12 protein-coding genes and 1 other annotated feature are annotated in these 12313 nt (G+C 36.2%); of the genes, 4 read left to right on the forward strand and 8 right to left on the reverse strand.

All coding sequences use genetic code 11. The annotated features are described in order from the left end of the window. Nucleotides 1-14: 14 nt before the first annotated feature. From opp3C to ACZLO7_RS18945, 3 genes are all read right to left on the reverse strand, one after another. The gene (gene opp3C, locus ACZLO7_RS18935) at nucleotides 15-1034 is read right to left on the reverse strand and encodes an oligopeptide ABC transporter permease (protein ID WP_464938292.1); all 1020 of its coding nucleotides are present in this window, start codon (nucleotides 1032-1034) and stop codon (nucleotides 15-17) included. Continuing rightward, entirely contained in the window at nucleotides 1031-1966 is a 936-nt protein-coding gene (gene opp3b, locus ACZLO7_RS18940) for an oligopeptide ABC transporter permease (protein WP_464938291.1), read from the reverse strand. Before opp3b ends, opp3C begins: the two co-directional genes overlap by 4 nt. A 179-nt stretch (nucleotides 1967-2145) precedes the next feature. After that, complete coding sequence (locus ACZLO7_RS18945) at nucleotides 2146-3840, reverse strand: peptide ABC transporter substrate-binding protein (protein WP_464938290.1); 1695 nt, start codon at nucleotides 3838-3840, stop codon at nucleotides 2146-2148. 246 nt (nucleotides 3841-4086) lie between these two features. Here ACZLO7_RS18945 and ACZLO7_RS18950 point away from each other — a divergent pair, with 246 nt between their 5' ends. Together ACZLO7_RS18950 and trpS are read left to right on the forward strand one after the other, a co-directional pair. Then, entirely contained in the window at nucleotides 4087-4431 is a 345-nt protein-coding gene (locus tag ACZLO7_RS18950) for a DUF3899 domain-containing protein (RefSeq protein ID WP_464938289.1), read from the forward strand. Nucleotides 4432-4489: 58 nt separating this feature from the next. Beyond that, nucleotides 4490-4708: a binding site (T-box leader), on the forward strand. Between the two features lie 46 nt (nucleotides 4709-4754). Further along, nucleotides 4755-5744 (forward strand): tryptophan--tRNA ligase, encoded by a 990-nt coding sequence (gene trpS / locus ACZLO7_RS18955; RefSeq protein WP_464938288.1) that lies wholly within the window; start codon nucleotides 4755-4757, stop codon nucleotides 5742-5744. Here trpS and ACZLO7_RS18960 read toward each other — a convergent pair. The 3 genes from ACZLO7_RS18960 to ACZLO7_RS18970 form a co-directional block, all read right to left on the reverse strand. Beyond that, nucleotides 5698-5982, reverse strand: a complete 285-nt coding sequence (locus ACZLO7_RS18960; RefSeq protein WP_511261362.1) for a YuzI family membrane protein — start codon at nucleotides 5980-5982, stop codon at nucleotides 5698-5700. The genes trpS and ACZLO7_RS18960 overlap by 47 nt on opposite strands. Before the next feature lie 150 nt (nucleotides 5983-6132). Continuing rightward, on the reverse strand, nucleotides 6133-7368 hold the full coding sequence (fabF, locus tag ACZLO7_RS18965; RefSeq protein ID WP_464938286.1) for a beta-ketoacyl-ACP synthase II: 1236 nt from the start codon (nucleotides 7366-7368) through the stop codon (nucleotides 6133-6135). A gap of 30 nt (nucleotides 7369-7398) precedes the next feature. Beyond that, a complete protein-coding gene (locus ACZLO7_RS18970; RefSeq protein ID WP_464938285.1) occupies nucleotides 7399-8337 on the reverse strand; it encodes a beta-ketoacyl-ACP synthase III in 939 nt (312 codons plus the stop codon). A gap of 193 nt (nucleotides 8338-8530) precedes the next feature. Between ACZLO7_RS18970 and ACZLO7_RS18975 the strand changes: the two genes are divergently transcribed. Then, nucleotides 8531-8725 (forward strand): YjzD family protein, encoded by a 195-nt coding sequence (locus tag ACZLO7_RS18975; RefSeq protein WP_464938284.1) that lies wholly within the window; start codon nucleotides 8531-8533, stop codon nucleotides 8723-8725. 84 nt (nucleotides 8726-8809) lie between these two features. Here the strand turns inward: ACZLO7_RS18975 and ACZLO7_RS18980 are convergent, their stop codons facing one another. Next, nucleotides 8810-10957, reverse strand: a complete 2148-nt coding sequence (locus tag ACZLO7_RS18980) for an ATP-dependent Clp protease ATP-binding subunit (protein ID WP_464938283.1) — start codon at nucleotides 10955-10957, stop codon at nucleotides 8810-8812. A 243-nt stretch (nucleotides 10958-11200) separates the two neighbouring features. Here ACZLO7_RS18980 and ACZLO7_RS18985 point away from each other — a divergent pair, with 243 nt between their 5' ends. Next, on the forward strand, nucleotides 11201-11896 hold the full coding sequence (locus tag ACZLO7_RS18985) for a Crp/Fnr family transcriptional regulator (protein WP_464938282.1): 696 nt from the start codon (nucleotides 11201-11203) through the stop codon (nucleotides 11894-11896). A gap of 80 nt (nucleotides 11897-11976) precedes the next feature. Here the strand turns inward: ACZLO7_RS18985 and ACZLO7_RS18990 are convergent, their stop codons facing one another. Further along, nucleotides 11977-12285, reverse strand: coding sequence for a metal-sulfur cluster assembly factor (locus ACZLO7_RS18990; RefSeq protein WP_464938281.1), 309 nt, complete (start codon nucleotides 12283-12285; stop codon nucleotides 11977-11979). Nucleotides 12286-12313: the final 28 nt, after the last annotated feature.

The raw sequence follows: 12313 nt of genomic DNA on the forward strand, positions 1-12313 counted from the left end.
CTACTTTCCTCCTATTAATCTTTCATTTTCGGATCAAGTGCATCACGTAGGCCATCACCAATTAAGTTAAAGGCAATCATTAAAAGACTTAAAATTGCTGCTGGAATAGCCAAAATATGTGGTTGGAATTGTATTAACCTGTAACCATCATTAATTAAGGTACCAAGTGATGCATTTGGTGATTGTAAACCTAAACCGATGAAACTTAAAAATGCTTCAAAGAATATCGCACTTGGAATCGTAAACATTGTATTTATTATGATAATCGCCATTACATTTGGCAATAAATGTTTTTTTATAATACGTCCATTACTTGCTCCTAATGTTCTAGCAGCAAGTACAAATTCTTGGTTTTTATATTTCAATACTTGTCCACGAACGATACGAGACATCCCAATCCAACCGGTAATTGAAATGGCGATAATAATGGCTATTATGCCCGGATCCATTACGAGAATCATTAATATAACAATAACAAGTGTTGGTATACCATACAAAATTTCTACAACACGCTGCATCGTATCGTCAACACGGCCGCCATAGTATGCCGAAATACCACCGTAAGCCACCCCAATGACCATATCAATTATAGCGGCAATAAGAGCGATGAATAATGAAATTTGAGTACCTTTCCAGACACGTGAGAACATATCACGGCCAAGACCATCGGTCCCAAACCAGTAGTAAGTATCCACGTTTTTCATTTCATACAAATTGATCTCTTCCCCCCCCATTTTACCTGTCCCATCAAAGATACCTATCTTTTCAAGCCCAGGTACTTTCGGAGGTAAATTTGCATGGGTAATTTCTTGTGTTTCAAAGTCATGTGGGCTAATCATCGGTCCGATAAAGGACATTAAGACGATGAAGGTAAGCACAAATATACTTACAACTGCTGCTTTATTTTTTCTTATACGTAACCAAGCATCCTGCCAGAAGTTCAAGGACGGTTTTGAAATTTTCTCAGTTTGGCTGCCATCCATGTGCACATGTTTAAAAGCTTCAGGTGGTAATTTAGGATATTCTTTTGTCATTTTTTATTACCTCCTGCTAAACGAATACGCGGATCTACAATACCGTATAAAATATCAACGATGAAAATAACTAAAATTAATAATACTGAAAAGAACATTGTCGTTCCCATAATTACTGAATAATCACTAACGTTAATCGCTTTAACGAATTGTTCTCCAATACCAGGAATAGCGAAAATTTGTTCAACCACGAGGGAACCTGTTACTAACCCTGCTGCTAATGGTCCCATTACTGTTATTAATGGAATCAGAGCATTACGAAATGCATGCTTAAATGCAATTTCAATGCCGCTAGCTCCTTTAGCTTTTGCTAGAGTAATATAGTCAGTTCCTAATACTTCTATCATTTCTGTTCGAATGAAACGAGCTGATGTCGCTAGAGGACCCATTGCTAAAGCAATTGTCGGCAAAATGCTCGATTTCCAGCCATTCTCCCATAGCCCAACAGGAAGAAAACCACCTTTAACACCAATCCAATATTGTAATAAAGAAGCAAATACGAATGATGGAATCGAAATGCCGAAAATTGCGATTAAGGTACTTCCGTAATCCCATGCTGTATTTTGTCTTAAAGCTGCAATCATACCTAAAATAATACCGCCAATAGTTCCAAGTATTAGCGCTTGAATACCTAAAATAAACGATGGACCTGCTCTGTTAATAATTAGCTCAGTAACGCTAGCTTCTTTGAATTGGAAAGATGTACCGAAATCAAGTTTCACCATATTCTTCATATAAATCCCATATTGAACTGGCAGTGGCTTATCTAATCCATACTTTGCTTCCACCGCAGCTAACTGGTTTGGGGTTAGTTTAGATGAGGTAGAAATAGGGGACCCTGGCAACATTTTCATCAAGGAGAATGTAAATGATGCGATCAAGAATAGTGTTAATATCATATAAATAACTCGTTTAAAAACGTATTTAGCCATCCTTGCACCTCCTAAAATAGTGTTCGTATACATGAAACCTATTAAAACAATATACAAACATATTAATTGTTCGAATTTTCTATACATTTAATTTTGATGTAAAAAGAGAGTATGTGGATTTATATCAATCACATACTCTCCCCATTCAGGGTTTTACTGATAGTCTATAAAATTAGCTATTACTCTTTTCCTGAGATATATGCCCATTTGTAACTATATTGAGCACCAAAGCTATGTTTAACTAAATCTTTTACATAAGTTTTTTGAAGTGCCATCGTTCCACGTTGATATACAGGTGCAATTGCAGCATCTTCTTCAATTAAGACTTTTTCTGCATCTGCAAGTGCTTGCCAGCGTTTTGCCGGATCATTTGCAAAAGTTGTTTCTGCATCTTTCATAAACTTATCGTATTTAGCAGATGAGTAACTCATTTTGTTTTGTTGACCATCTGTTAACCATAAATTTAAGAAAGTGTATGGATCTTGGAAATCAGGAGACCAGCCTGCAAATTGGATATCATAATCTTGTTTAGAATCCAGATCCACACGGACAAGGAAAGGTACTTCTTTTAATTTAATTGATAAACCAGGAAGATTTTTTTCTAATTGATTTTTCAAATACTCGTCCATTTTTTTAGATAAATCGCTATCGCCGCCTAAGAACTCTAATGCAACTTTATCAGTACCAAGTTCTTTTAAACCTTTTTCCCAATAAGTTTTTGCTTCTTCAGCATTGAATTTATTCATATTTCCATTTACTTCTCGGAAGTCTTTACCATCTTCATCATAAGCAAATTCAGCTGGCACTAAGTAGTTAGCTTCAAATGAACCGTTCGCTAATACTGCTTTTGATAAGTCTTCTTTGTTAAAAGCCATAGAAATTGCTTTACGGATATTCGCATTGGCAAGAACAGTTTCTTCTTTACCTTCACGTTTTTGATTGAATTTTAAATAGAAAGGTGAAGATTCTACATCTTTTAATACTTCTGGATCATTTGCATATTGCATTGCGAATTCACCTGATAAACCTGCACGATCTTTTTTACCTGAAGTATAAAGATTAATTGCAGTTTGATCTTCTTTTACTACGTCAACATTGATTTTATCTAACTTCACATTGTCTTTGTCCCAATAGTTGTCGTTTTTAACATATTGCCATTTTAGGCCTGTACCATCCCACCCTTTAAGAACGAATGGACCATTATATAAAGTTGTTTCTGAGTTTGAAGCGTATTTTTTACCTTGCTCTTTAACGAATTCTTCTTTTTGCGGTAAGAATGTGCTAAATGCCATTAAAGATAAGAAATAAGGTGTTGGTTTTTCAAGCGTTACTTCTAACGTCTTGTCATCTAATGCTTTAACACCAAGGTCAGCAGCTTTTGCTTTCCCTTTACCAATTTCTGTAGCGTTTTTAATAATGCCAGCCATCATATATGGACCGTATTCAGAACCAGTTTTAGGATCAATCGCACGTTTCCATGCGTATTCAAAATCATTGGCAGTTACTGTAGATCCATCAGACCATTTGGCATCACGAAGTTTGAAAGTATAAACTGTACCAACTTTGTTTACTTCTGGTTCTCCAGTTGCTATTGCTGGAACTGCTATATTTTCCTCGTTATAGCGGTATAAACCTTCATTAACGTTGTTTAATACTGTAGATCCTACTACATCTGTTACTAGTACTGAGTCCATTGTTGGAATTTCAGCACTTTCAATGATATTTAGCTCTTGAGTTGCATCCAGGCTACCTGAATCTTTTTTGCTATCAGAATCTTTGCTATTATCTTTGTCTTTTCCTCCACCGCAAGCAGCTAAGAAAACACTAAGTACAAGTACTAGACTTGATAGCCATAATAGTTTGCTTTTTTTCATGTATAACTAACCCCCTTGAATATTCTGAAAAATCATTACATTGCTAATTATACATAAACAAAAAACGTTGTAAAGTAACCTTTTGATATATAAGTCTTTTTTTAATATATATTTGATATATGAATCTAGCGATACCAGCGTTTATACCTACAAAAATATAATATTCTGAATTTAAAATAATGTTTGATATTTTTGATTTTTCATTATTATTCAACTAAAATGAATAAAGAATCGGGGGTTTTTCATTTGAAAAAGAAAGGAATTGTCTTTTTAGCATTACAATTTTTAATCGTACTCATAATGCTTTTTCGATATAAAGATTTGAAATTAATCGATTACATTAATGTCTCATTTGTAGCAGGGGGTATTGTGCTTTTTGTTGGACTCACAGCATATATACTGTCATCGGGCTTTTTTGACATTTTCACAGTTAGTACGCGTAAGGTTTTTGTTAGATCATCTAGACTAGAGGATGTTAAAAACATGAGAGCCCCTTCTCAAATTGTTTCAATGCCCTTTAAGGGTATTTTACAAATTGGTGGAGCTACCATTATGATGATGTTCATTGCCCTTATGTTTTATTATTTGTAAACTGTAACCAATACTTGATTTTTAGCTTTCGGCTATATTATAATCACAAAAAGCATTATAAAAAACGAAGACGAAGAGTAGTACATTTATGTCGTATGTAAAGAGAGTCTGTGGTTGGTGCAAACAGATGATATGCTAAATGGAATGGACTTCCGAGTTAACTTTGTGAACCTTGTTAGTAGTAGCTCAGTTCGTTAACCTCACGTTATGAGGATGAGTGGTCGATTTATCGACAAGCTTGGGTGGTACCGCGGATTCAACATCATTCGTCCCTATATTAGGAGACGCATGATGTTTTTTTATATCTAAGGAGGAACTCAATTATGAAACGTATTTTTTCAGGCGTACAACCAACAGGTGTCATTACATTAGGTAACTACATTGGTGCATTTAGACAGTTTACAACTTTGCAAGATGAGTACGATTGTATTTTTTGTATTGTAGATCAACACGCAATTACAATGCCACAAGACAGTAAAGAACTTCGTAACAGTATTCGCACACTTGCTGCAACATATTTAGCAACAGGTATCGACCCAGAAAAGTCAACACTATTTATTCAATCAGAAGTACCTGCACACGCACAAGCTGGATGGATGTTACAATGTATTTCTTACACTGGTGAACTTGAGCGTATGACACAATTCAAAGATAAATCTACTGGTAAAGAGGCAGTTTCTGCAGGCTTACTTACTTACCCGCCACTTATGGCTGGAGATATTCTTCTGTACAACACAGATATCGTGCCAGTTGGTGACGACCAAAAACAACATTTAGAACTTACACGTGACTTAGCTGAACGTTTCAATAAACGTTACGGTAAAGTATTCACGATTCCTACTATTCAATTACCAAAAAACGGAGCTCGCATTAAGTCGCTTCAAGAACCAACGAAAAAAATGAGCAAATCGGATGAAAATAAAAAAGCAACAATCCGCCTTCTAGATACTCCAAAAGAGATCGAGAAGAAAATTAAATCTGCCGTGACAGATTCTGAAGGCGTTGTTGCTTTCAATATTGAATCTAAACCTGGTGTCTCTAATTTACTAACAATTGAAGCATCATTAACAAATGAATCCATTGATAACCTTGTAGCAAAATACGCTGGTCTTGGTTATGGCGCTTTCAAAGCAGGAGTTGCTGAAAGTGTTATTAATCATCTAGCACCTATCCAAGAACGTTTTAACGAATTAATCGATTCACCACAATTAGATGATATTTTAGACGCTGGTGCTGAAAAAGCGAACGCTATTGCAAGTGCAACAATTAAGAAAATGGAAGACGTGATGGGCCTTGGGAGAAATAGACGATAACTAGTCCAATACTTGAGCCGATGAAAATTTTGAAATCAACTGTTTGCAAAATAAACATAAAAACGGCTGTCCATGTATAACCTAGTGCTCGGTAGTTCAAATATAGAATCATATGTGTTGAACTCAGTACAATAAGACCATAAAAAGTTAAGAAAAATAGTAAGCGCATTTGCATATTTCCTTTTCTAGTTTTTAATACTATATGAAAAAATGACTTCGTTATAACTAACGAGGTCATTTTTATGCGAAAATATGATATTCAAAACCCTTAATAGTCTTTCACTTACTATAATTCGCTTGCCGTATTCATTTGATTTAAAAATATTACAATAAAGTTCTAAAGATAAAAAAACCACAGGAAATTCACCCTGTGGTCATTCGTTACTTATTAATACTTTTTAAATAATAGTGAAGCATTATGCCCACCAAAACCTAATGAATTACTTAACGCATAAGTAATTTCTTTTTCTCTTGCTTCGTTAGCAACATAGTCTAAATCGCACTCAGGATCTGTTGTTTCTAGATTCATCGTTGGCGGTAAAATACCTTCTTTTAATGCAAGTACTGAGAAGATTGCTTCAATCCCACCAGCTGCTCCAAGTAAATGACCTGTCATCGATTTCGTTGAACTCATTGCTAAATTATAAGCATGTTCTCCGAAAACAGTCTTTACAGCTTTTGTTTCGAACAAATCATTATAAGGTGTGCTCGTACCATGCGCATTGATATAACCAATTTCTGTTGCATCAATACCAGCATCATCTATCGCTTGCTTCATAGAGCGAGCTGCACCCTCCCCTTCAGGAGCAGGTGCTGTAATATGATGCGCATCTCCAGTTGAACCGTATCCTACAACTTCACCATAAATTTTTGCACCACGTTTTACTGCATGTTCGTATTCTTCTAAAATAACGATACCCGATCCTTCTCCGATAACAAAACCATCGCGATTTGCATCGAATGGACGAGATGCTGTTTGTGGATCTTGGTTTAACGTAAGTGCTGTGTTTGAGGAAAATCCTGCAACCGCCATATTCGTAATCGGCGCCTCTGCTCCTCCAGTAATCATGACATCTGCATCGCCACGCTCAATAACTTTAAACGCATCACCAATTGAGTTTGTACCTGATGCACAAGCTGTTACTGAACATGAGTTAATTGCTTTTGCACCAAAGTGGATAGATACTTGACCTGCAGCCATATCAGGAATCATCATTGGTACGAAAAACGGACTAACACGACGTTGTCCTTTTTCAAGGAAATTGCGGAATTGTTGCTCATACGTCTCCATTCCACCAATTCCAGAGCCTATCCAAACACCTGTACGCAGACCAACTTCAGGAGTTATTTCTAACTCTGCATCTTTTACAGCCATAATAGACGCCGCTAATGCGTAATGTGTAAAACGATCCATCTTACGTGCTTCTTTTCGAGGAATATATGCTTCAATATCAAAATCTTTTACTTCTGCAGCAACTTTTGCAGGAAATTGTTCAGCATCTATACGTGTTAACGGGCCAACACCAATTTTTCCTTCTTTAATCGCTTTCCATGTTGTTTCTACATCATTTCCTAAAGGTGTCACAGCACCCATACCTGTAACAACTACTCGACGTTTTGTCATGTTCTTTTAACTCCCTCTTTTCTAATATTGTTATTTTCCCCAGCGCATTGCAACGGCGCCCCATGTAAGGCCGCCACCAAATCCAACGAGCACAAGTAAATCGCCATCTTGAATTTTGCCGGCTTCTAGTTCTTCTATTAATGCATTGCCGATTGAAGCAGACGATGTATTGCCATATTTTTTAATAGCCGTAGACATTTTCTCCTCTGGCAAATCTAGTCTTTGTCTTGCAGATTCCATAATTCGAATATTTGCTTGATGCGGAATTAGGAAATCAACATCTTCCTTAGTATATCCCGCTTTCTCTATGACATTTAAAGCTGATTCACCCATTTGACGTACCGCAAATTTGAATACTTCACGGCCATTCATCTCAATGTGACCTGCATCATTTTGGAATAAATGCTTTCCGCCTGAGCCGTCTGAACCAAGCTCAAATGATAAAATCCCTCTATTATCAGATACTTTACCCATCACAGCTGCACATGCACCATCACCAAATAGGACAGCAGTATTTCGATCTTCCCAGTTTGTAATTTTTGAAAGCTTCTCAACACCTACTATTAAAACATAATCATATGTTTTAGATTCAATGAATTGCTTAGCCGTTACCAAGCCGTACATAAATCCTGCGCATGCAGCGGACAAGTCCATTGCAGCCGCATTGTGTGCACCAAGTTGGTCTTGTATCATACACGCTACACTCGGAAATGGTCGGTCAGGTGTTACGGTTGCAACTAAAATAAGCCCGATTTGATCAGCCGAAATACCAGCATTAGCTATTGCGTTTTTCGCAGCTTCAAAAGCTAAATGAGAAGAGTTATGTTCATCTGATGCGATTCTTCGTTCTTCGATTCCTGTTCTAGTGCGAATCCATTCATCCGATGTATCCATCATTTTTTCTAAGTCAGCATTTGTGACTACACGATTAGGGATACATCTTCCTAAGCCTATTATTCCAGCGTTCATGAAGTAGCGCCTCTTTTCTTTTGTTATCAATTATTAGTACCTGGTAATAATTATAACGAAAGATTTATATTTTTTCAACACTTCGTCAATTTTTGTCCAAATAACGGGGCATAATACTGAAAAGATTCTTTTATTTAAATGTGGCAATATGATATGATAGAACAGGTAAAAAAGTTAGTTAGAGGTGAAATTAATGAGATATATTATGCTATTTTTATGGTCAGCATTATTAGTTTCTGTACTGAACTACGTAGTAAGTTCAATTCAGAATGTTGGATTTAACTTAAATCTTGGATTAGGGCTTTCAGTAGTTTTCTCAGTATTCTTAATTATTATTGGCAATATTATTCCAAACGAATCACCTAAACAAGTAGGCCACCAACAATAATGAAAATCCTGTCCATAGATTGGACGGGGTTTTTTCTTTAAAAAAAGTCTGAGCACCTTTATATAAAGGTTGCTCAGACTCTTTTTATGTGTGCGCTGATTCTTTATGGATTATTACTTTATCATCTTTCATTGAAATGACTAATCGATCCCCTGGTACTGTATCCCCTTTTAGCAATTCTTTTGCAACGAGTGTTTCAATATATCGCTGTACAAATCTTCTTAAAGGTCTTGCACCAAAGGTTGGGTCTGTTCCTTCTGCTACTACCCACTCAATGACATTTTCATCTACTTGTAGTTCAATTTCTTGTTCAGCCACTCGTTTTTTTAATAACTGAATATACTTCCAAGTGATTTGATAAAAATGTTCGTTTGTTAATGAATGGAACATAATAATATCATCTAATCTATTTAATAGCTCTGGTTTGAAATGCTCTTTTAAAGACGCCATAACTAGGTCTTCAACAGCATGTTCACTAGTATTAGGCATATCTAGTAAGTAACTTGAGCCTATATTAGAAGTCAATATGATTACGGTATTTGTGAAATTAACCATACGACCTTGGCTATCCGTAATACGACCATCATCTAAAATTTGCAATAAAATATTCGCAACATCTGGATGCGCCTTTTCAATTTCATCTAAAAGCACTACTGCATATGGATTTCTACGGACAGCTTCTGTCAATTGACCGCCTTCCTCATAACCTATATAGCCAGGAGGTGCTCCTACTAAGCGAGATACGCTATGTTTTTCCATGTACTCAGACATATCAATTCGAATAAAATGATCCTCTGAGTCAAATAATTGAGCGGCTAATGCTTTTGCTAATTCTGTTTTCCCTACACCTGTTGGTCCTAAGAACAAGAAAGATCCGATTGGTTTTTGTGGATCCTGAATGCCTGCACGCGCTCTCCAAACAGCTTCTGTCACTAGCTGAACTGCTTCGTCCTGCCCAACTACTCGCTCTTGTAAAGTAGCTTTTAAGTTGAGTAGTTTTTCACGTTCACCTTCAACTAATTTTGTTACTGGAATACCTGTCCATCTTGAAACAATTGAAGCAATTTCTTCAGCCGTCACATCTTCACGGAGCAGACGATCATTTCCTTGTTGCAAAGTTTGCTCAAGTTCTACTAATTCTTTTTCTAATTCAGGAATTTTGCCGTGACGGAGCACTGCTGCTATATTTAAATCATAATTATTTTCAGCTTCTTCTAAATCCCTACGATAACGATCAAGTGTTTCACGTTTTTCTTGGATAACATGAAGTGAAGATTTTTCGGCTTCCCATTGCTCACGCATATTAGAAGAAGAGTCTTTTAGCTCCGATAATTCCTCACGAAGTGCTACAAGACGTTTTTTACTAGCTTCATCCTTTTCTTTCATCAATGCTTGTTCTTCAATTTCAAGCTGCATAGTACGACGTGTTACCTCATCTAATTCTTGTGGCATGGAATCTATTTCTGTTCGAATCATGGCACAAGCTTCATCGATTAAATCAATTGCTTTATCTGGCATAAAACGCTCAGTTAAATAGCGATTTGATAATTCTGCAGCAGCAACGATTGCTCGGTCATGTATTTTCACGGCGTGATGCAGTTCGAAACGTTCTTTTAAACCACGTAATATAGAAATCGTATCCTCTACAGATGGTTCACGAACTAATACTTGTTGGAAACGACGTTCAAGTGCTGGGTCCTTTTCGATATACATTCGATATTCATCTAATGTAGTTGCACCGATACAATGTAACTCACCTCTTGCTAACATCGGTTTAAGCATATTCCCAGCATCCATTGCACCATCCGTTTTACCTGCTCCCACGATTGTATGAATTTCATCGATGAAAAGGATGATTTGTCCTTCACTTTCTTTCACTTCTTTCAATACGCCTTTTAAGCGCTCTTCAAATTCCCCACGATATTTGGCACCAGCGATTAATGCACTCATATCCAACTCATAAATTTCACGGTCTTTTAAACCTTCTGGTACGTCTTTTTTTACGATTCTTTGTGCTAATCCTTCAACGATTGCTGTTTTACCAACACCTGGTTCTCCGATTAATACAGGGTTATTTTTTGTCTTACGAGATAATATTCGGATGACATTACGGATTTCTTGGTCACGACCAATAACAGGATCCATTTTGCCATTTTTCACTTCTTCTACTAAATTACGTCCAAATTGTTCAAGTGGACTTTTTTGCTCTGCATTATTCATATTCATTTGCATTATAGTTCACTCCTTATTTGACCTTATTTGACCTTTTGATTAACTTCATTATATTATCGTTCTCCTTTGAAAGTAAAGCGATTAGTTTGACCTTTTTTGACTATTATATTTTTCCATTTCGAAACTCTATACACCTGAATTTCATCACCTCAATATTGGAAATATTTGATATATTCAAATATGCCCAATTACAGGAAAGCTGTATGTTATAATTAGGGAAAACAGAAGAGGTTGTGAATTTTTTTGGAGGAAATTGAAACTATCCCACCTAAGCTCCATTCACTTTTCGAAGAACATGGTACAGTTCTCAAATTCGCCAAAGACACCCCTATATTCTTAGAAGGCGATCGTACCCAAGATGTTTTTTTCGTTGTGTCTGGTAAGGTGAGAATTTCAAAAGAAACTGCAAGTGGAAAAGAATTGACGATTCGTATATGTAGTAGCAATAATTTAATTGGGGAAAGTACTATTTTTAGTTCCTTAGACTATAATTCAACGACGGCTACAGCTATGGAGCCGACTACTATTTTAACGATCGATAACAACATGCTTGAACTTTACCTTAGTCAAGAACCTTCGTTGATGATTGCATGTTTGCGTTGGATACAGTTACAAAATATGAAAAGTCAATCTAGACTTCGCGATTTATTGTTACACGGAAAAAAGGGTGCGTTATTTTCTACACTGATACGTTTAGCAAACACTTATGGTGAAAAGTTGGATGATGGTTCAACCCATATTAACTATAAATTGACCAATAATGAGCTAGCAAATCTCTGTGCTACTAGCCGTGAAGTCATTAACCGTATGTTAAATGACCTCAAGAAAAATAACATTATTACATTTGATAAGAGCACAATCACAATTCTCAATTTACAATTCCTAAAAGATGAATGTGAATGTGAAAACTGTCCTCTTCAAATTTGTAGAATTGACTAACCTCAGGTATTATACCCATTTATGTCATCAAAAAAACCCGCTCGACTTTTCCAGTCTGAACGGGTTTTTTCTTTATAAAATTAGCGAATGCCTAGAGCAATTTTTGCATAACGTGACATATTGTCTTTATTCCATGGTGGATTCCATACAATATCAACAGTGACTTCTTTAATTTCAGGCAATTCAAATAATGCTGTACGGATTTGGTCAACAATAACTGGACCAAGTGGGCAACCCATTGATGTTAATGTCATGGTTACTACACATAATCCTTCTTCAGATAAATCCACTTCATATACTAAACCTAAGTTCACGATATCAATACCTAACTCAGGATCGATTACATTTTCTAAAGCACCATATATTACTTCTTTCATTTCTGCATCCATAGTGTTTCCCCTTTCTGCATAGTGTTTA

It is taken from the genome of Viridibacillus sp. d25.2, from assembly GCF_055456015.2.

Excerpts from the sequence above, each read along its gene's own strand:
- opp3C (WP_464938292.1), bottom strand. The coding sequence starts at position 1,034 with ATGACAAAAGAATATCCTAAATTACCACCTGAAGCTTTTAAACATGTG.
- opp3b (WP_464938291.1), bottom strand. The coding sequence starts at position 1,966 with ATGGCTAAATACGTTTTTAAACGAGTTATTTATATGATATTAACACTA.
- ACZLO7_RS18945 (WP_464938290.1), bottom strand. The coding sequence starts at position 3,840 with ATGAAAAAAAGCAAACTATTATGGCTATCAAGTCTAGTACTTGTACTT.
- trpS (WP_464938288.1), top strand. The coding sequence starts at position 4,755 with ATGAAACGTATTTTTTCAGGCGTACAACCAACAGGTGTCATTACATTA.
- ACZLO7_RS18960 (WP_511261362.1), bottom strand. The coding sequence starts at position 5,982 with ATGACCTCGTTAGTTATAACGAAGTCATTTTTTCATATAGTATTAAAA.
- fabF (WP_464938286.1), bottom strand. The coding sequence starts at position 7,368 with ATGACAAAACGTCGAGTAGTTGTTACAGGTATGGGTGCTGTGACACCT.
- ACZLO7_RS18970 (WP_464938285.1), bottom strand. The coding sequence starts at position 8,337 with ATGAACGCTGGAATAATAGGCTTAGGAAGATGTATCCCTAATCGTGTA.
- ACZLO7_RS18975 (WP_464938284.1), top strand. The coding sequence starts at position 8,531 with ATGAGATATATTATGCTATTTTTATGGTCAGCATTATTAGTTTCTGTA.
- ACZLO7_RS18980 (WP_464938283.1), bottom strand. The coding sequence starts at position 10,957 with ATGCAAATGAATATGAATAATGCAGAGCAAAAAAGTCCACTTGAACAA.
- ACZLO7_RS18990 (WP_464938281.1), bottom strand. The coding sequence starts at position 12,285 with ATGGATGCAGAAATGAAAGAAGTAATATATGGTGCTTTAGAAAATGTA.